Source organism: Variovorax sp. NFACC27 (assembly GCF_048301545.1).
GTDB classification, from domain to species: Bacteria; Pseudomonadota; Gammaproteobacteria; order Burkholderiales; family Burkholderiaceae_C; genus Variovorax; species Variovorax gossypii.
In genome coordinates this window covers 8,191,593-8,208,480 of the sequence record NZ_CP157613.1, presented here as the reverse complement: position 1 = coordinate 8,208,480, position 16,888 = coordinate 8,191,593, and the positions used below count along the sequence as shown (strand labels likewise).

The 16,888-nt window shown below is 70.0% G+C and carries 17 protein-coding genes; 7 read left to right on the top strand and 10 right to left on the bottom strand.

The features are described from left to right. Nucleotides 1-13 precede the first annotated feature (13 nt). Nucleotides 14-688 (top strand): GntR family transcriptional regulator, encoded by a 675-nt coding sequence (locus ABL840_RS38535; RefSeq protein WP_093196177.1) that lies wholly within the window; start codon nt 14-16, stop codon nt 686-688. Between the two features lie 106 nt (nt 689-794). Further along, entirely contained in the window at nt 795-1,724 is a 930-nt protein-coding gene (locus tag ABL840_RS38530) for a fatty acid desaturase family protein (RefSeq protein ID WP_093300235.1), read from the top strand. Here the strand turns inward: ABL840_RS38530 and ABL840_RS38525 are convergent. Then, complete coding sequence (locus tag ABL840_RS38525) at nt 1,721-2,611, bottom strand: EamA family transporter (RefSeq protein WP_093300233.1); 891 nt, start codon at nt 2,609-2,611, stop codon at nt 1,721-1,723. The genes ABL840_RS38530 and ABL840_RS38525 overlap by 4 nt on opposite strands. A gap of 81 nt (nt 2,612-2,692) precedes the next feature. Here ABL840_RS38525 and ABL840_RS38520 point away from each other — a divergent pair, with 81 nt between their 5' ends. Beyond that, the gene (locus ABL840_RS38520; RefSeq protein ID WP_093300231.1) at nt 2,693-3,580 is read left to right on the top strand and encodes a LysR family transcriptional regulator; all 888 of its coding nucleotides are present in this window, start codon (nt 2,693-2,695) and stop codon (nt 3,578-3,580) included. Here the strand turns inward: ABL840_RS38520 and ABL840_RS38515 are convergent. The 4 genes from ABL840_RS38515 to ABL840_RS38500 all read right to left on the bottom strand — a co-directional run bounded on the left by ABL840_RS38515 (nt 3,517) and on the right by ABL840_RS38500 (nt 6,419). Next, the gene (locus tag ABL840_RS38515) at nt 3,517-4,734 is read right to left on the bottom strand and encodes an acyltransferase family protein (RefSeq protein ID WP_093195901.1); all 1,218 of its coding nucleotides are present in this window, start codon (nt 4,732-4,734) and stop codon (nt 3,517-3,519) included. The two genes, ABL840_RS38520 and ABL840_RS38515, sit on opposite strands and share 64 nt — an antisense overlap. Nucleotides 4,735-4,768: 34 nt before the next feature. After that, the gene (locus tag ABL840_RS38510; RefSeq protein WP_093300230.1) at nt 4,769-5,803 is read right to left on the bottom strand and encodes a MerR family transcriptional regulator; all 1,035 of its coding nucleotides are present in this window, start codon (nt 5,801-5,803) and stop codon (nt 4,769-4,771) included. A 19-nt stretch (nt 5,804-5,822) separates the two neighbouring features. Next, complete coding sequence (locus tag ABL840_RS38505; RefSeq protein ID WP_093300229.1) at nt 5,823-6,143, bottom strand: hypothetical protein; 321 nt, start codon at nt 6,141-6,143, stop codon at nt 5,823-5,825. A 105-nt stretch (nt 6,144-6,248) separates the two neighbouring features. Beyond that, nucleotides 6,249-6,419, bottom strand: a complete 171-nt coding sequence (locus tag ABL840_RS38500; RefSeq protein WP_164546861.1) for a hypothetical protein — start codon at nt 6,417-6,419, stop codon at nt 6,249-6,251. Nucleotides 6,420-6,478: 59 nt separating this feature from the next. Between ABL840_RS38500 and ABL840_RS38495 the strand changes: the two genes are divergently transcribed. Next, on the top strand, nt 6,479-7,924 hold the full coding sequence (locus ABL840_RS38495; RefSeq protein ID WP_093300228.1) for an MATE family efflux transporter: 1,446 nt from the start codon (nt 6,479-6,481) through the stop codon (nt 7,922-7,924). Here ABL840_RS38495 and dbpA read toward each other — a convergent pair. The 3 genes from dbpA to ABL840_RS38480 form a co-directional block, all read right to left on the bottom strand. Continuing rightward, nucleotides 7,899-9,329, bottom strand: coding sequence for an ATP-dependent RNA helicase DbpA (gene dbpA, locus ABL840_RS38490; protein WP_093300227.1), 1,431 nt, complete (start codon nt 9,327-9,329; stop codon nt 7,899-7,901). The genes ABL840_RS38495 and dbpA overlap by 26 nt on opposite strands. Before the next feature lie 85 nt (nt 9,330-9,414). Next, nucleotides 9,415-9,702, bottom strand: coding sequence for a translation initiation factor IF-1 (gene infA / locus ABL840_RS38485; RefSeq protein WP_093195906.1), 288 nt, complete (start codon nt 9,700-9,702; stop codon nt 9,415-9,417). 362 nt (nt 9,703-10,064) lie between these two features. Further along, nucleotides 10,065-11,327 (bottom strand): MFS transporter, encoded by a 1,263-nt coding sequence (locus tag ABL840_RS38480; protein ID WP_093300226.1) that lies wholly within the window; start codon nt 11,325-11,327, stop codon nt 10,065-10,067. 87 nt (nt 11,328-11,414) lie between these two features. On the opposite strand from ABL840_RS38480, the gene ABL840_RS38475 reads away from it, so the two are divergent. Continuing rightward, nucleotides 11,415-12,875, top strand: a complete 1,461-nt coding sequence (locus ABL840_RS38475; RefSeq protein ID WP_093300225.1) for a PLP-dependent aminotransferase family protein — start codon at nt 11,415-11,417, stop codon at nt 12,873-12,875. 3 nt (nt 12,876-12,878) lie between these two features. On the opposite strand, the gene ABL840_RS38470 is transcribed toward ABL840_RS38475, so the two are convergent. After that, on the bottom strand, nt 12,879-13,361 hold the full coding sequence (locus ABL840_RS38470; protein WP_164546862.1) for an Lrp/AsnC family transcriptional regulator: 483 nt from the start codon (nt 13,359-13,361) through the stop codon (nt 12,879-12,881). Between the two features lie 120 nt (nt 13,362-13,481). Here ABL840_RS38470 and ABL840_RS38465 point away from each other — a divergent pair, with 120 nt between their 5' ends. Then, nucleotides 13,482-14,780 carry an aspartate aminotransferase family protein gene (locus tag ABL840_RS38465; RefSeq protein WP_093300223.1) on the top strand — a complete coding sequence of 433 codons (1,299 nt, stop codon included), beginning with the start codon at nt 13,482-13,484 and terminating at the stop codon, nt 14,778-14,780. A gap of 8 nt (nt 14,781-14,788) precedes the next feature. Here the strand turns inward: ABL840_RS38465 and ABL840_RS38460 are convergent, their stop codons facing one another. Next, a complete protein-coding gene (locus tag ABL840_RS38460; protein WP_093300222.1) occupies nt 14,789-15,844 on the bottom strand; it encodes a sugar phosphate isomerase/epimerase family protein in 1,056 nt (351 codons plus the stop codon). A gap of 140 nt (nt 15,845-15,984) precedes the next feature. On the opposite strand from ABL840_RS38460, the gene ABL840_RS38455 reads away from it, so the two are divergent. Continuing rightward, nucleotides 15,985-16,872, top strand: a complete 888-nt coding sequence (locus ABL840_RS38455; protein ID WP_093300569.1) for a type 1 glutamine amidotransferase — start codon at nt 15,985-15,987, stop codon at nt 16,870-16,872. The last annotated feature ends 16 nt before the right edge of the window (nt 16,873-16,888 follow it).

Genomic DNA, 16,888 nt, shown 5'->3' with positions numbered 1-16,888 from the left:
GCAGAAGAAGACCATGGCCTCCCCGAAGAATCCCGCCGCATCCCGTCCACCGCCCAAGCGCCGCGCCGCCGACGAGGCCTACGACGCCATCGAGACGCTGCTGTCGACCATGCAGCTGCAGCCCGGCAGCCAGATCGTCGAGGCCGATCTCGCGGAGCGCACCGGGCTGGGCCGCACGCCGGTGCGCGAGGCGCTGATGCGCATGGTGTCCATCGGCCTCATCGTGCAGCAGCCGCGGCGCGGGCTGCTGGTGTCGACCATCGACCTGGCCGACCACCTCGACGTGATCCAGACCCGGCGCGTGCTCGAGCTGCTGATCGCCGCCTGCTCCGCGCGCCGCGCCACCGCGCAGCAACGCAAGGAGATCGTGCGCTGCGCCGAGATGATGGTCGAGGCCGCGGGCCGCGGCGATCTCAACGACTACATGCAGGCCGACCGCGCGCTCGACCTCGTCAACCATCAGGCGAGCCACAACGACTCGGCGGTGCGCGCGGTGATCCCGCCCATCGTGCAGTGCCGGCGCTTCTGGTACGCCTACCAGCACGAGGGCGAGATCGTCGAGGGCGCGAACGCGCACCTCGAACTGGCGCAGGGCATCGCCACGGGCGACGAGGCGGCCGCCATCGCGGGCGCCAACCGGCTGATGGACTACCTCGAAGTCTTCGCGCGCAAGATCATCGACAACTAGCACGCAGGCAGGGGGCGCAAGTAGGCCGAATGGACTCGCTCCTCGCTCCTGGCCTCCGGGCAATTCCGCGTGTTCCGAGGCGGCCTCGCGGCGCATACTGGCCCGCATGGCCGTCGCACCCCGAGCCCAACCCGAAGACTTCTTCACCACCGAGGAGTGGCAGTCGCTCACCACGCGTTCGTCGTGGAAGGGCCTGTGGCTGGTGCTGCATTGCTGGGGCGTGATCGGCGCCGCGATGCTCGTCGGCATCGTGTGGCCGTGGACCATCCCGCTCGTGGTGCCGATCGTCGGGGCCCGGCAGCTGGGCCTCTTCATCCTCATGCACGACGCGGCGCACGCGGCCCTGCATCGCAACCGCAAGGTCAACGACTGGGTGGGCTACTGGCTGTGCTCGTCGACGCTGCGCGACTACCGGCCCTATCACCTGCAGCACCACCGCTTCGTGCAGCAGAACGAAGACCCGGACCTGGTGCTGTCGGCGCCCTTCCCTATCACGCGCGCCTCGATGTGGCGCAAGGTGGTGCGCGACCTGAGCGGGCAGACCTTCTACAAGCAGCGCTTCGGGCACATCGCCGAGGGCATCCGCAAGCGCGCGCCAGGCGAGTCGGCGCTGAAGGCTTTCGGCCGCGAACTCGCGAAGGACCGGCGGTTCCTCATTGCCAACGGCCTGGGCTTTCTCGCCTTCGCGCTCGCCGGCTACTGGTGGGCATGGCTCGCGATGTGGCTGCTGCCGATGGCGACCTGGCTGCCGCTGGTGAGCCGCGTGCGCAACATCGCCGAGCATGCGCTGGTCGCGCAGAACGAGGCCGATCCGATGCGGCAGGCCCGCACCACGCATGCCGGCTGGCTGGAACGTACGCTGGTGGCGCCCTACTGGGTCAACTACCACTGCGAGCATCACATGTTCACCAGCCTGCCCTGCTGGGCGCTGCCGAAGGCGCACCGGCTGCTGCGACGGCAGGACGCCATCGCGCGCATGGAAGTGCAGCCGGGCTACCTGAGCCTGCTGAAGCGCGCCACCGCGCAGGCTGTCTAGCGCGCGGCCGCTGCGGCGGGCCTCGCCGCCGGCTGTCCGCCGCGCTGCGCGTGCTGGCTCAGCCAGATGCTCGCGATCACGATGAAGATGCCCAGCACCTGCCAGGTCGATAGCGCCTGGCCGAGCAACGCCCAGCCGAGGATCACGGCCGTCACCGGGCTCAGGAAGGCCAGCGGCGCGATGGTCGAGGGCTCCAGCCGGGCCACGCCGCGGAACCACACGATGTAGGTCATCGCGGCGCCCACCAGGCCCAGCCAGCCGAAGCCGATCCAGTTGTGCAGCGTGAGCGCGGGCAGCGGCGGCTCCAGCAGCAGCGCTACCGGCAGCAGCAGCAGGCCGCCGGCGGTGAGCTGCCACGCGGTGAAGGTCAGCGCCGACACCGGCGGCTGCCAGCGCCGGCTCAGCACCGTGCCGAAGGCCATCGACGTCGCCGCGGCGATGGCGGCCGCGATGCCCAGCGCATCGAGCGCCGCGTTCGGCGTCAGCACCAGCAGGGCGACACCCCCGATGCCGACCACCGCAGCCGCCACGGAGAGCATTCGCACCGGCGAGCCCAGGAAGATGCTGGCGAGGAACACCACGAAGAGCGGCTGCACCGAGGTGATGGTGGCCGCCACGCCGCCCGGCAGCCGGTAGGCCGCGAGAAACAGCATCGCCCACAGCACCGAGAAGTTCAGCGCGCCCAGGATGAAGATGCGCCCCCACCATGCCCGCTCGGGCAGCTGCCGCACGATCGCCATCAGCAGCAGGCCCGCCGGCAGCGCGCGCAGCAGCGCCACCGTCAGCGGGTAGTTCGCGGGCAGCAGCTCGGTGGTGACGATGTAGGTGCTGCCCCAGATGGCGGGCGCCGTGGCGGTGAGAAGGATGTCGGTGGTGCGGCTGGTCATGCCTCGAATCTAGTGAGTTGACCGGTGGTTGTGAATGTCCGAATAATGAATTGATTCTTTACCGACAGTCGTCAATCAGGCATGGACCACCTCACCGCCCTCAAAGTCTTCCGCACAGCCGCCGCCACGGGCAGCTTCGCCGGGGCGGCGCGGCAGATGGGGCTCTCGGCCGCGGCCGTCAGCAAGAACATCGCGGAGCTGGAGGCGCACCTGAAGGTGCGGCTCATCAACCGCACCACGCGGCAGATGAGCCTGACCGAGGCGGGCGCGGCGTACTTCGAGCGCCTGTCGCGCATCCTCGACGAGCTGAGTGAGGCCGACGCGGCGCTGGCGCCCATGGGCAGCAGCCCCGGCGGCGTGCTGCGCGTGAGCGCGCCACTGACCTTCGCGCTCACGTTGCTGTCGCCGGCCATTCCCGAGTTCATGGGCCGCTATCCGAACCTGCGGCTGGAGCTGAACCTGCAGGACACCCGCTCGGACATCATCGGCGAGGGCTACGACCTGGCCATACGCGGCAGCGACCGCCTGGAGGATTCGAGCCTCGTCGCGCGCAAGCTCATGACCATGGACCACGTGCTGTGCGGCTCGCCCGCCTACTTCGCCGCCGCCGGCCGGCCCGCGCAGCCCGAGGACCTGAAGGCCCGCGAGTGCGTGCAGTTCACGCTGTCGGGCCATGCGAACAAATGGACCTTCACGCGCGGCGGCCGCAGCGTGGCGGTGCCGATCGACGGGCGCTACAAGGTCAGCTCAAGCATCGCCGTGCGCGACGCGCTGCTCGCGGGCTTCGGCCTGAGCCTGATCCCGCGCATCTACGTCGAGGCCGAGCTGGCATCGGGCCGTCTGGAGGCGGTGCTCGAGGACTGGCAGGCGGACGAGACGCCCGTGTACGCCGTCTATCCCTCGCGTCACCTGGCGGCGAAGACGCGGGCCTTCGTCGATTTCCTGGTCGAGCGCTTTTCCGCGCGCTGACCGTTGAGCAGCCTGCCCACGAAGGTGCGGCGCACCAGCAGCTGGTAGCTGGCGAGTGCTACCAGCGAGGTGGCCAGGATGTTCAGGCCCATCTTCGCGACCACACCGAGCGGTGCATGGAACAGCAGGATGCCGAAGCCGATGGTGCCGAGCATGTGCACCAGGTACACCCAGTACGCGCTCTGAGACAGGTAGGCCAGCACCGCGTTCTGGCGCGGCAGGTAGCGCACGAAGGCGCCGACGAGGGCCAGGCTCCAGAGCCATGCGGTCGCGTTGTAGGCGAAGGCGATCCAGAACTCCGGATGCGGAAGGCGATGCGCACCGGCGCCGCGCGAGGCGCCAAGAAGCATCACCGTCGCGACGAGGAACACCAGCCCGGCCGCCGCGTAGCCCTTGCAGCGCGCCGCGAAGAGCGCCAGCAACCGCTCCCGCTGGCCGTGCACGTGCCAGCCGACCAGGAAGAACAGGCCGCTCTGCACCCATTCGCCCAGCGGCGGCAGGAACGAGCCGCTCACCGTGACCATGCCCGACGGATAGAAGGCGCCGACGACCGCCAGCGGCAGCGCGAGCACCACGAAGCCCCAGCGCCGTTCGACGAGCGTCGTGAAGCCACCGGCCAGCGCATCGCGCAGCCGCGCCGGCACGAAGCGCTGCAGCCGCACGGCGGCCCATGCCAGCACGCAGAGCCAGAGCAGCTGGTAGAGAAACCACAGGTGCATGGTGTTGAAGGGCGACCCACCGGGCTGCCGCGCCGGCGTCAGCGTGGGGTCGATGCCAGGCACGCCGCGCACGGTGAGATGGATGTAGACCATCGCCAGCACGGTGGTCGCCGCGAACAGCAGCGGCCAGAAGATCGCGAAGGGCAGCGCCAGCCGCAGGCCACGGTTCTTCAACATGCCGTTCGCGCCGCGTCGCTCGACCAGCAGCGCGGCGAAGAAACCGGCCAGCAGGAAGAACACCGGCATGCGGAAGCTGTGGATGAAGAGCACCAGCAGGTCGGCCGCCGGCGATGTCTTCGGATCGCGCCAAGGCAGCGGCGATTCGATCGTGAGATGGTTGACCGCCACGTGCAGCACGATGCCGAGCCACATCATCAGGGCGCGGAGGTTGTCGAGCGCGTGGAGCCTTTGCGAAAGGGGTTGTGCGTTGTTCATGCGGCCCACTGTCGGGCCTCACGCAACGTCAGGGTCAAGCGCTGGCGGCGGTCGGCGGCGGATTTTTCTGCTGCAGCACGGCCATGGCACGCAGCAGGTAGTCGCGCACTTCGGGCGTGGTCACCGCGGCGGCCTGCAGCACGGGCTCTGCGTTCATCGCCTGCATCAGGCGGGCTGCCAGGCCGGGGTCGTGGCCGGTGAAGGCGTCGAACAGGCGCGCCCATTCGCGCGCGATGGTCTGCACCCGCTCGTCGTCGGGCGGGACGCCGCGCGCCTTCAGCGCGGCGAGTTCGCCCGCCAGGCGCCGCCATTCGTCTTCGGGCGGGCGGCTCAGGTGCGCGAGATCGTCGGTGGTCAGGTGGCGCAGCAGCGCGGCCATGCGTATGCCGATCGCTTCGCCGATGTAATCCAGCAGTTCGGCGGGAGGCCCGTCGTCACTGCGCGCCACGGGCTCGCGCCGGTACATCTCGCCCCAGCGCGTGATGAGGTCGAAGCTGCCGTCCATCCACTGGCCCATCAGCATCATCCAGCGGGCGGCCAGCGGCTGCACCTCGGGGGCGCTGGCCGGCACGCCGCGCGACATCAGCGCGGCCACCTCGGCCACCAGCGGCGGCCACCGGTCGGCCACGGTCTTCCAGTTGGCCATGAACGACCTGATCTCAGCGGGGCTGAAATAGCGCCCGTAGGTGGTCATCTTCTCGAGCGTGTCCAGCCAGTCCTTCATGTCGGGCTGGGCGCCTTCGTCCAGGCGCTGCTGCAGCAGGCCGAGCCGCTCGCGCAGGGCGGTGGCCTGCGCGATCTGCTGGTCGAGCGATTCGATCTGCCGCGCGATGATGGCGGGCATCGAACCGCCCTCCTTGCCCAGCAGGGCGCCTATCTCGGCCAGCGGCAGTCCCAGCAGCCGCAGCGCCTGGATCGCGTGCAGGCGGGCGACGTCGGCCGCGTCGTAGAGCCGGTAGCCGGCCTCGGAGCGCGCGGAGGGCGCCAGCAGGCCGATGGCGTCGTAGTGGTGCAGCGTGCGCACCGTGAGGCCGGTGTGCCTGGCGAGTTCCCCGACCTTGAGCAGCATTGCCGGCTCCCGCTGGGGCTCAGTCGGCGCCGGACATCGGCCCGGGGTCTTCCCAGCCCAGCAGTTCGGCCAGCCGCCGCACGACCCATTCGGCCTCGGTAGGCGACACGCCGGATTCGGGGGTGGCCAGCCCGGCGTGGATGCGCCGCAGGATCTCGCTCTCGACCGGCACCTCGGTGTGGTGCTGGATCTGCGCATGGCCCACGAGGTGGCTGGCGAGGTCTTCGCAGATCTCGTAGCGCTCGCGCACCACGCCGACCGGCTCGCTCAGGCGCTGTCGCGCGTCGGAGTAGACGGCGAGGAACGAGGGCGGGATGAGGATCTGGTTGTCGTCGGACATCGCGGGTCTAGGGGGAGGTCTGGGCACGGCGGCCCCAATGACAAAACGCGCCCGGGGGCGCGTTCGTCGTGGCCCCTTCGGGGAGCCGGCAGGCCGAAGGCCGGATCAGCCGCCCTTCTTGGCGCGCTTGCCGGGGTTCTTCTTGCTGCGCGTTGCGGTGCCGCGTTCGAGGCTGACCTTCTGGCCGCCACCGGAGCGCGGCACGGTGTAGCCGGGCAGCGGCGTCGGCTTCGGGGTGGCAACGCGTTCGGCTTCGGTACGGAATGTCTTGGGCATGAAAAGCTCGGGTAAAAGTGATGTTCGAACCTGCAATTAGGCCACATCGGGAATTTCATATGCCAATAACCGCAACGGCGGGTGGTGTCGGGCGCGCACGCTTCGTTTCGGGCTCGCTGATGCGCCACGTCTGCGTGATGGCGGGCACGGGGGCCATCGGGCTGATCGCGGTGTTCGCGGTCGACCTCATCAACCTCTTCTACATCTCGCTGCTCGGCGAAAAGGAGATCGCCGCGGCGGTCGGCTTCGCGGGCGTGGTGGGCTTCTTCCATGCCTCGCTGTGCATCGGGCTGACCATCGGCATCGCGGCGGTGGTGTCGCGCACGGTGGGCGCGGGGCGAGCCGAGGATGCGCGCCGCATCGGCACCTCCAGCCTCGTGCTGATGACGGCGCTGTCGGTGGTGGCGGGCACGGGCACCGCGTTCTTCCTGCATCCCGCGCTGCATGCGCTCGGCGCCGAGGGCGAGACGGCGCGGCTCGCGCATCGCTACCTCTCGGTGACGGTGCACACGCTGCCGCTGCTGGGCATCGGCATGGCGACTTCGGCGCTGCTGCGTTCGGTGGGCGATGCGCGCCGCTCGATGACGGTGACGCTCGCGGGCGCCTTCGTGACGGCGGTGCTCGATCCGATCCTGATCTTCGGCTTCGGCCTGGGGCTCGACGGCGCGGCCATCAGCGCGGTGGTCTCGCGCACGGTGCTCGCGGCCATCGGGCTGCACGGCGTGGCGGTGAGGCACCGCATGCTCGGGCGCTTCGAGCCGTCGCGGCTGGCCGGCGATGCGCGCGCGCTGGGCTCGGTGGCCGGGCCGGCGGTGCTGACGAACCTCGCGACGCCCGTGGGCGCCGCCTTCGTCACGCATTCGGTCGCGCAGTTCGGGCCCTCGGCGGTGGCGGGCGCGGCCACCATCGACCGGCTGACGCCCGTTGCCTTCGGGCTGGTCTATGCGCTCAGCGGCGCGGTCGGGCCGATCCTCGCGCAGAACCTGGGCGCCGGGCAGTTCCGTCGCGTGCAGGAGGGGCTGCGCGACAGCCTGCTGTTCATGGTGGCGTCGGTGGCCGTGGCGTGGCTGGTGCTCGCGCTCGGACAGGGCGTGATCATCCGCGCGTTCTCGGCCGACGGGCAGGCGGCGCAGCTGATCTCGCTCTTCTGCAGCTGGCTGGCCGCTAGCTTCTTCTTCGCGGGCGGGCTGTTCGTGGCGAACGCCTCGTTCAACAACCTCGGGCATCCGCTGCTGTCGACGGGCTTCAACTGGGGGCGCGCCACGCTGGGCACCATTCCGTTCGCCTGGTGGGGCTCGCACTACGGCGCAGCCGGCGTGCTGATCGGCCAGGCCGTGGGCTCGTCGATCTTCGGACTACTGGCGGTGATCGTGGCGTTCCGCCTGGCCGCGAAGCTGGCGCGGCAGGAGGTGCCGGCGCCGGATGCCGCACCGGCCCCGGTGCTCGACGCGCCGGTGGCGCCGACCTCGGCGCAGGCGGCTACTGCTCCAGCAGCCGCACCTTGACCGACTTGCCCTTCACGCGGCCGGCGGAGAGCTTGCGCACTGCCTCGGCTGCGATCACGCGGTCCACCGCCACGTAGGTCGAGAACTCGTTGACGTTGATCTTGCCGACCTGCTCCTTGGCATAGCCACATTCGCCAGTCAGCGCGCCCAGCACGTCGCCGGCGCGGATCTTTTCCTTGCGCCCGCCCACGATCTGCAGCGTGGCCATGGGCGGCTGCAGCGGCGCGCCCTTGCCCGGCGTGAGCTCGGCCAGCTCGTGCCATTCCGATTCGCGGCCCTGCAGCTGCTCGATCTTTCCGACGCTGCCCATCTCGTCCATGCTGGCCAGGTTCAGCGCAAGGCCTTCCGACGCGCCCTGCTGCCCCACGCGGCCGGTGCGGCCGACGCGGTGGATGTGCACTTCGGCATCGGGCGTCACGTCGACGTTGATCACGGCTTCGAGCTGCGCGATGTCGAGCCCGCGCGCCGCCACGTCGGTGGCCACCAGCACCGAGCAGCTGCGGTTGGCGAACTGCACCAGCACCTGGTCGCGCTCGCGCTGCTCCAGCTCGCCGAAGAGGGCCAGCGCACTGAAGCCCTGGCCGCGCAGCACGTCGACAAGGTCGCGGCACTGCTGCTTGGTGTTGCAGAAGGCCAGCGTGCTGACGGGGCGGAAATGGTCGAGCAGCAGGCTCACGGTGTGGAGGCGCTCGTTGTCCGCCACCTGGTACCAGCGCTGGCGAATCTTGCTGCCCTCGTGCTGGGCCTGCACCGTGATCTGCTCGGGGCTCTTCATGAACTGCTGCGCGAGCTTGGCGATGCCCTCGGGGTACGTCGCCGAGAACAGCAGCGTCTGGCGCTCCTTCGGGCACTGGCGCGCCACCTTCACGATGTCGTCGAAGAAGCCCATGTCGAGCATGCGGTCGGCTTCGTCGAGCACCAGGGTGTTGAGAGCTTCCAGGTTCAGGTTCTCGCGCTCGAGGTGGTCCATGATGCGCCCCGGCGTGCCCACCACGATGTGCGCGCCGTGCTCGAGGCTGGCCACCTGCCCGCGCAGCGCGACGCCGCCGCAGAGCGTGACCACCTTGATGTTTTCCTCGGCGCGCGCCAGGCGGCGGATCTCGGTCGTGACCTGGTCGGCCAGCTCGCGCGTGGGGCACAGCACCATCGCCTGCACGGCGAAGCGGCGCGGGTTCAGGTTGGAGAGCAGTGCCAGCGCGAAGGCGGCGGTCTTGCCGCTGCCGGTCTTGGCCTGCGCGATCAGGTCCTTGCCGAGCAGCGCCGGCGGCAGCGCTGCTGCCTGGATCGGCGTCATCTGCGTGTAGCCGAGCTGCGTGAGGTTGGCCAGCATCTGGGGCGAGAGCGCCAGCGCGGCGAAGCCGTTGCTGTTGTCGCCGTTGCCGGCCGTGGAATCGGGGGTGGTCATGGTTCGATGGCCGGCAGGACGCACGAATGACAAAGGCCTTGCGGCGCCCTATGTGAGCGCTGCAAGGCCTTCGGTCGGTCGGGTATCAGCGGCGGGGTGCGTTGTTGTTGCCGGAGCCGCCGGAACCGGAGTTCGTCGGCGGCGGGCCGCGACGTTCCAGGTGACGGAAGGTGATGCGACCCTTGGTCAGGTCGTAGGGCGAGAGCTCGAGCGACACCTTGTCGCCGGCCAGGATGCGGATGTGATGCTTGCGCATCTTGCCGCCGCTGTAGGCGATCAGCTGATGGCCGTTGTCCAGCGTGACGCGGTAGCGCGAGTCCGGCAGGACTTCGGTCACCGCGCCGTTCATTTCGATGAGTTCTTCCTTTGGCATCTGTGCTTACCTCTGAATCGTTCGATGTGTGTTGGAGATTGAATTGGTGTGATTGTTTCAGCCCGCGTACGGGAGCGCGAGACGGACGCGCGGTTCGCTTCAACAGGAACGACGGCAGTGGTGGCCATCATGGGCGCCGGTCTTCTGGCACTCCAACACACTGTGAAAGCCGGCTTGCCGAGCGGGGAGGCCTGGAGAATTTCCGAGGCGGCGCAGGTTTGCCGGCGGTAATGACGAAATCTTCTTCGCCGTGGTATCGAAACGAACCCGACATTATAGCTTGCGGGGCATGACAGTTGCTTGTCTTAAAACAACGACTAAAAGAAAAAGGCCCCGAAGGGCCGTCGTGCAAGCGCTTTTTGCTATCGAAAACATAGTTCTGTCGGTGTGGCGCAGGCCGCGTGCGCCCGGCGTGCGGCGCGCAGCAGCAGCATCAGGCCTGCGAACTGGCAGGCCGCGCCCACCCAGCCCACCGTGCCGACGCCGAACAGGTCGATCGCCACCCCGCCTAGGCCCGAGCCCGCCGCGATGCCCAGGTAGATCGCCGAGGCGTTGAGCGACAGCGTCATCGGCGCGCGTTCCGGCGCCAGCCGGATCAGCCGCACCGCCTGAGCCGGCCCGAAACCCCAGCCCGCGAAGCCCCACAGCGCCGACAGCCCCACGATCGCTGGTAGCGCCAGCCCGCGCGGCAGCATCTGCGCCGAGAGCGAGAGCCCGCCAAGGATCAGCACCAGCATCAGCGCGAAGCCCTGCGCCATGCGGTCGGCGCCGAAACGGTCGGTGGCCCATCCGCCGGCCGCGGTGCCGACGGCCGCCGCCACGCCGATGGCGAAGAACACCGCGCCCGTGCCTTCGGCGCCGAAGCCCAGCGTGCTCGACAGGAACAGCGCGATGTAGGTGTAGAAGCTGAAGCCGCCCGTGGCCCACAGCAGGCTGACCAGCAGCCCCGGCAGCACGCCCGGCTCGCGGGCTACCGCGAAGGCCGGCGCCTGCTTCCCGGCGGCCGGTGCCTGCGCCAGTTCGCGCGGCAGCCCCAGCGCGAGGCCCCAGGTGGCGAGCGCCGCCACCGCGGCGATCAGCAGGTAGGCCGTGCGCCAGCCGCCCCAGCCCGCGATCCACGCGCCCAGCGGCACGCCGAGCGCGACCGCCACCGTGCCGCCGCCGGTCACGATGGCCAGCGCCCGGCCGCGCAGCGCGGGCGACACCATCACCGCAGCCACCGCGCTCGCCGTCGGCAGGAACACGCCGGCCACCAGCCCCAGCGCGACGCGCGCCAGCGCCAGCTGCATGAAGCCGTGCGCCATCGACGCGGCCAGCGTCAGCCCGGAAAAGATCGCGAGGCTCGCGACCAGCAGCCGCCGGCGCCCGAAGCGCGCCAGCAGCGCCGCCATCACCGGCGAGCCGATGGCATAGCTCAGCGCGAACAGCAGCACCAGCTGCCCCGCGCGCGCGGCGCTGACATGCAGGTCGGCCGCCAGCACCGGCAGCAGCCCCGCGACCATGAAGCTCTCGGTGCCGATGGCGAAGGCGCCCAGCGCCAGCCAGCCCAGGCTCAGCGGCAGGCGCCCGGCCGGTTGCGGCGAGGAGGAGGGGGAGGGGGAGGAGGAAAGAGCCGTGTTGTTCATGACGAATGACTCCGTGGAAAGTGTGTTCAGTGCCTCCAGAATAGGTTTGCAATTGGCTCTTCAAAAGAACCACAATCAGCGAAGTTCATGGAGCCACTTTTCGAACTCGCCATCCGCCTGCCGCCAGCCGGCTCGCGCGACCTGCTGCGTGAGCTGCATCGCCAGCTGCGCGGCGCCATCCTCGACGGCCGGCTGCAGCCCGGCGCCCGCCTGCCCGCCACGCGCGCGCTGGCGCAGCGTCTTGGCGTGTCGCGCAACACCATGCTGGCGGCCTACGACCTGCTGCTGAGCGAGGGCTACCTGCTGGCCCGCCCCGGCGCCGGCACCTACGTGGCCGACACGCTGCCGGCATCGCGGCGCGGCCGAGCCCCCCGAAAGTCCCTGGCGCTCCGGCGCGACCCCCGGCTGGTGCCGCCGGGCGTGCCGGGCGCCGACCTCGCCCCCACCCTGCAGCCGCAGCCCGCGCGCGACGACTTCCGCGTCGGCCTGCCCGACGTGAGCCTCTTTCCCTTCGACATCTGGCGCCGCCTGAGCGACCGCGCCCTGCGCCGCATCGCGCGCCAGACGGCCGACTACGCCGATCCGCAGGGCCAGGCCTCGCTGCGCGAGGCGATCGCCGGGCACGTGTCGTTCACGCGCGCGGTCGGCTGCACCGCCGACGACATCGTGGTCACGGCCGGCGCGCAGCAGGCCTTCGGGCTGCTCGCGCGCATCCTGGTCGTGCCGGGGCGCACGGTGGTCGCGGTCGAGCAGCTTTTCTATCCCTCGCTGCGCGAAGCCATGCTGGCCGCGGGCGCGAAGGTGGTGACGGTGCCCACCGACGCCGAAGGCCTGTGCGTGGAGCGCATCCCGCCCGAGGCGCGCGTGGTGTGCGTCACGCCCTCGCACCAGTTCCCGACCGGCGTCGCGATGTCGCCGCAGCGCCGTGCCGCGCTGCTGGCCTTCGCGCGCGAGCGCGACGCGGTGATCGTCGAGGACGACTACGACAGCGAGTTCCGCTTCGCCGGCCGCCCGCTCGATGCGCTGCAGACGCTGGACCGCGCCGAGTCGGTCTTCTACGTCGGCACCTTCTCGAAGAGCCTCTTTCCCGCCCTGCGCCTGGGCTTCGTGGTGGCGCCGCCCTGGGCGCGCGCGGCGCTGGTGAGATCGCGCGAGCTGGCCGACTGGCACGGCCCGGTGCTCGGGCAGGAGGCGCTCGCCGCCTTCATCGCCGAAGGCCACCTGGCGCGCCACATCCGCAAGATGCGCAAGCTCTACGCCGCGCGGCGCACCGCGCTGCTCGAAGCCCTGGCGCGCCACGGCGCGGGCCGGCTGGAAGTGATTCCTTCCAGCGCGGGCCTGCACCTGTCGACATGGCTGCACGGCGGCGCGCGCGACCACGTCGTGGTGGAACGCGCGGCCGCGGCGGGCATCACGCTGCCGCCGTTGTCGCGCTATGCGCCGGAGTCGAGCGCACCCGATGCACCCAACGGCCTGGCCTTCGGCTACGGCCTCATCGGCGAGTCGCAGATCGACGGCGCCATCCGGCGGCTGGCGGCGCTGCTGTAGCGCTCAGGCCCGGTCCAGCGGCAGCTGCGTGGTGAACTTCGTGGTCGACAGCACCACGTCGCTCGAGTAGTTCTCCAGCTCCAGCGCGTCGCCCAGCTGCTCCTGCGCGAAGGCCTGGTACTCGGGCAGCGAGCGCGCGCAGATCACGAGCACGAAGTCGGTGTCGCCCGCCACGCAGTGGCACTGCAGCACCTGCGGCAGCGCATGCACCTTGCGCTCGAAGGCCTGGATCGCCTCGCGCGTGGTGCTGCGCAGCGCGACCCGCGAGATCACCAGCACCGGAAAGCCCACGCGCGCGGCGTCGAGGATCGCCACCTCCTCGCGGATCACGCCCGCGCGCCGCAGCCGCTGCACGCGCTTGAGGCAGGCCGAGGGCGAGAGGTTCACGCGCTCGGCCAGCGTCTGGTTCTGCAGGCCCGCGTCGGCCTGCAGCTCGGCGAGGATGCACTGGTCGATGCGATCGAGATCGAGGGTGCCGGTTTTCATGGTGCCGCCAGTGTGGCGCAACGCCCGGGCAATCGGATTCGCTTTGAGGCCCTCACAACGACACCGGATTCTCCGGCCGCTGGCTACGCTGCCCGCATCCCCCACGAAAAGGAGCATCCGATGGCAGAAGGCGCAACCTACGACCCCGTGGCCAGCAGGCACCTCGTGCGCTACGGCATGGGGCTCAGCCCGCACGTGATCGTCAAGGCGCGCGGCGCCACGCTGTGGGACCAGCAAGGCCGAGAGATCCTCGACTTCACCTCGGGCCAGATGTGCGCCACCATCGGCCACAACCATCCGCGCATCGTCGCGGCCATCCAGAAGGCCTGCGAGGGCGCGCTGCACCTCTACAGCGGCTTCGTCGGGCCGGCCGTGCCGGCGCTGGCCGGGCGGCTGGCGTCGATGCTGCCGCCATCGTTGTCGAAATCGATCTTCCTCTCGACCGGCGGCGAGGCCAACGAGGCCGCGGTTCGCATGGCGCGGGTGACCACCGGCCGCTACGAGATCGTGGGCCTCAACGGCGGCTGGCACGGCGTGACCGGCGGCATCGCCTCGCTCACCTTCGCCGGCCGGCATCACGTGGACTACGGGCCGCGCAAGCCGGGCACCATGTCCATTCCGGCGCCCAACTGCTACCGCTGCCCGGTGCGGCACTGCCGCGACGCCTGCGACACCACCTGCCTGGACGTGGGCTTCGACATGGTCGACGCGCAATCCAGCGGTTCGCTCGCGGCCTTCATCGCCGAGCCGGTGCTCAGCTCGGGCGGCGTGATCGTGCCGCCCAGGGGCTACTTTCCGAAGCTCAAGGAGAAGTGCCGCGAGCGCGGCATGCTGCTGATCCTCGACGAGGCTCAGACCGCCTTCGGCCGCATGGGCGCCAACTTCGCCTTCGAACAGGCCGATGTGGTGCCCGACATCCTCACCGTGTCAAAGACGCTGGGCGGCGGCGTTGCCATCGGCGCGGCTATCACCAGCGAGGCCATCGAGCAGGACTGCCACGACAAGGGCTTCGTGCACGTCACCTCGCACGTGTCCGACCCGCTGCCGGCCGAGGTTGCGCTGGCGGTGCTCGACGTGCTGGAGGAGGAAGACCTCGCCCGCCGCGCCGCCGAGATGGGCAAGCGGCTGCGCGCGGGCCTCGAGACGCTGAAGGCCCGGCACGAGGTGATCGGCGACGTGCGCGGCCACGGCCTGCTGCAGGGCGTCGAACTCGTGAAAGACCGCGAGACCCGCGAGCCCGACGCCGAGCGCGGCCGGGCCATCACCGACGCCTGCATGGAGCGCGGCCTGAGCATGAACATCGTTGCCGTCGGCGGCATGGCGGCGGTGTGGCGCATTGCGCCGCCGCTGAACGTGAGCGCCGAGGAACTCGACCGGGGGCTCGAGATACTCGACGACGCGATCCGGTCGGTGAGCTGAAGGACGGCCTAGCCGATCCCCAGCATCCGCTTGTTGGCCGCCACGTCCACGCCGCCCGCCGCGAAGTCGTCGAAGGCGCGGTCGGCCACGCGGATGATGTGGTCCGCGATGAACTTCGCGCCCTCGCGCGCGCCGTCTTCCAGGTGCTTGATGCAGCACTCCCACTCCAGCACCGCCCAGCCCGGGAAGTCGTACTGAGCCATCTTCGAGAAGATGGCCTTGAAGTCCACCTGACCGTCGCCCAGCGAGCGGAAGCGCCCTGCCCTGTTGATCCAGCTCTGGAAGCCGCCGTACACGCCCTGCTTGCCGGTCGGGTTGAACTCGGCGTCCTTCACGTGAAAGATCTTGATGCGCTCGTGGTAGTGGTCGATGTAGGCCAGGTAGTCGAGCTGCTGCAGCATGAAGTGACTCGGGTCGTACAGCAGGCAGGCGCGCGGGTGGTTGTTCACGCGCTCCAGGAACATCTCGTAGCTCACGCCGTCGTGCAGGTCCTCGCCGGGGTGGATCTCGTAGCCCACGTCCACGCCGGCTGCGTCGAAGGCGTCCAGGATGGGCCGCCAGCGGCGCGCCAGCTCGTCGAAGGCTTCCTCGATCAGGCCCGGCGGGCGCGGCGGCCACGAATACAGGTAGGGCCAGGCCAGCGCGCCCGAGAAGGTCGCGTGCGCCGTGAGCCCGAGGTTGGCCGAGGCCTTGGCCGCAAGGTGCAGCTGCTCGACGGCCCACTGCTGCCGCCGCACCGGGTCGCCGCGCACCTCGGGCGCCGCGAAGCCGTCGAAGCCCGCGTCGTAGGCCGGGTGCACCGCCACCAGCTGGCCCTGCAGGTGCGTCGATAGCTCGGTGATCTGCAGGCCGTGGCTCGCCAGCGTGCCCTTCACCTCGTCGCAGTAGGTCCTGCTTTCGGCCGCCTTCCTCAGGTCGAACAGGCGGGCGTCCCAACTGGGAATCTGCACGCCCTTGTAGCCCAGGCCGGCGGCCCAGCCGGCGATGCCGTCGAGGGTGTTGAAGGGGGCGGTGTCTCCCGCGAACTGGGCCAGGAATATGGCTGGGCCCTTGATGGTTTTCATCGGCTTGTCTTCCTTGTACGTTGGGGCAGCGTTGAAAGCATACTTGGCGTGTCGTCCGACCCCGTGCGAGAGGCCAACGAGCCAAAATGGACTTTCCTTTTCGCATCACCCGTCCGGTTCCCACCGACGACAGTCCAGCGATGACACAACCTGTTTCCGCCAGGCTCAAGATCGGCCTGTCCGCCTGCTTCTCGCATGCGGACCCGGCCCGCTCGCTCTTCACCAACAAGACTTTGCAGTACGTCGAGCAGTCGATCGCGCACTGGCTCATGTCCGCCGGCGCGATGGTCGTGATGGTGCCCTGCCCCACCGGCGAGACCGCGCGCGGCGACACCAAGCTGTCGCACTACGCCGAATGGCTCGACGGCGTGGTGATGCACGGCGGTGCCGACGTCTGGCCCGGCAGCTACGGCGAGGTGCCGCTGAAGGACGCCTGGATCGGCGACCGCATCCGCGACCTCTACGACCTCGCGCTGGTCGAGGCCTTCGAGCAGGCCGGCAAGCCCATCTTCGGCGTGTGCCGGGGGCTGCAGCTCATCAACGTGGCCTTCGGCGGCACGCTCTACCAGGACATCGAGGAACAGCACGGCCACCCCCAGACGCTGAAGCACCGCGACCCGGTGACCTACGACCAGAACTTCCACGACATCGAGATCGTGGAGGGCACGCGGCTGTCGAAGCTCTATCCCGAGGTGCGCACCGCGCGCGTCAACAGCATTCACCACCAGGGCATCAAGGGCCTCGCGCCGGGCTTCGAGGTCGAGGCCTGGAGCATGCCCGACCGCGTGCCCGAGGCCATCCGCCGCCGTCCCGAGAAGGGCCGCAGCTACATCTCGGCGACCCAGTGGCACCCGGAGTTCCACAAGTACGGCAGCACCGAGACCGTGGACGACACGCCGATCCTGCACGACTTCCTGTGGGCCTGCGCCACCGCCAAGGTCGCGCCCAAGACCACGCCGCGCTCCGGCTCCGGCAAGATCCGCGATCGCGCCGCGCGGGTGCTGCGGCAGGCGCTGCTGCGGCGCTGAGGAGGAAGTTCGCGGG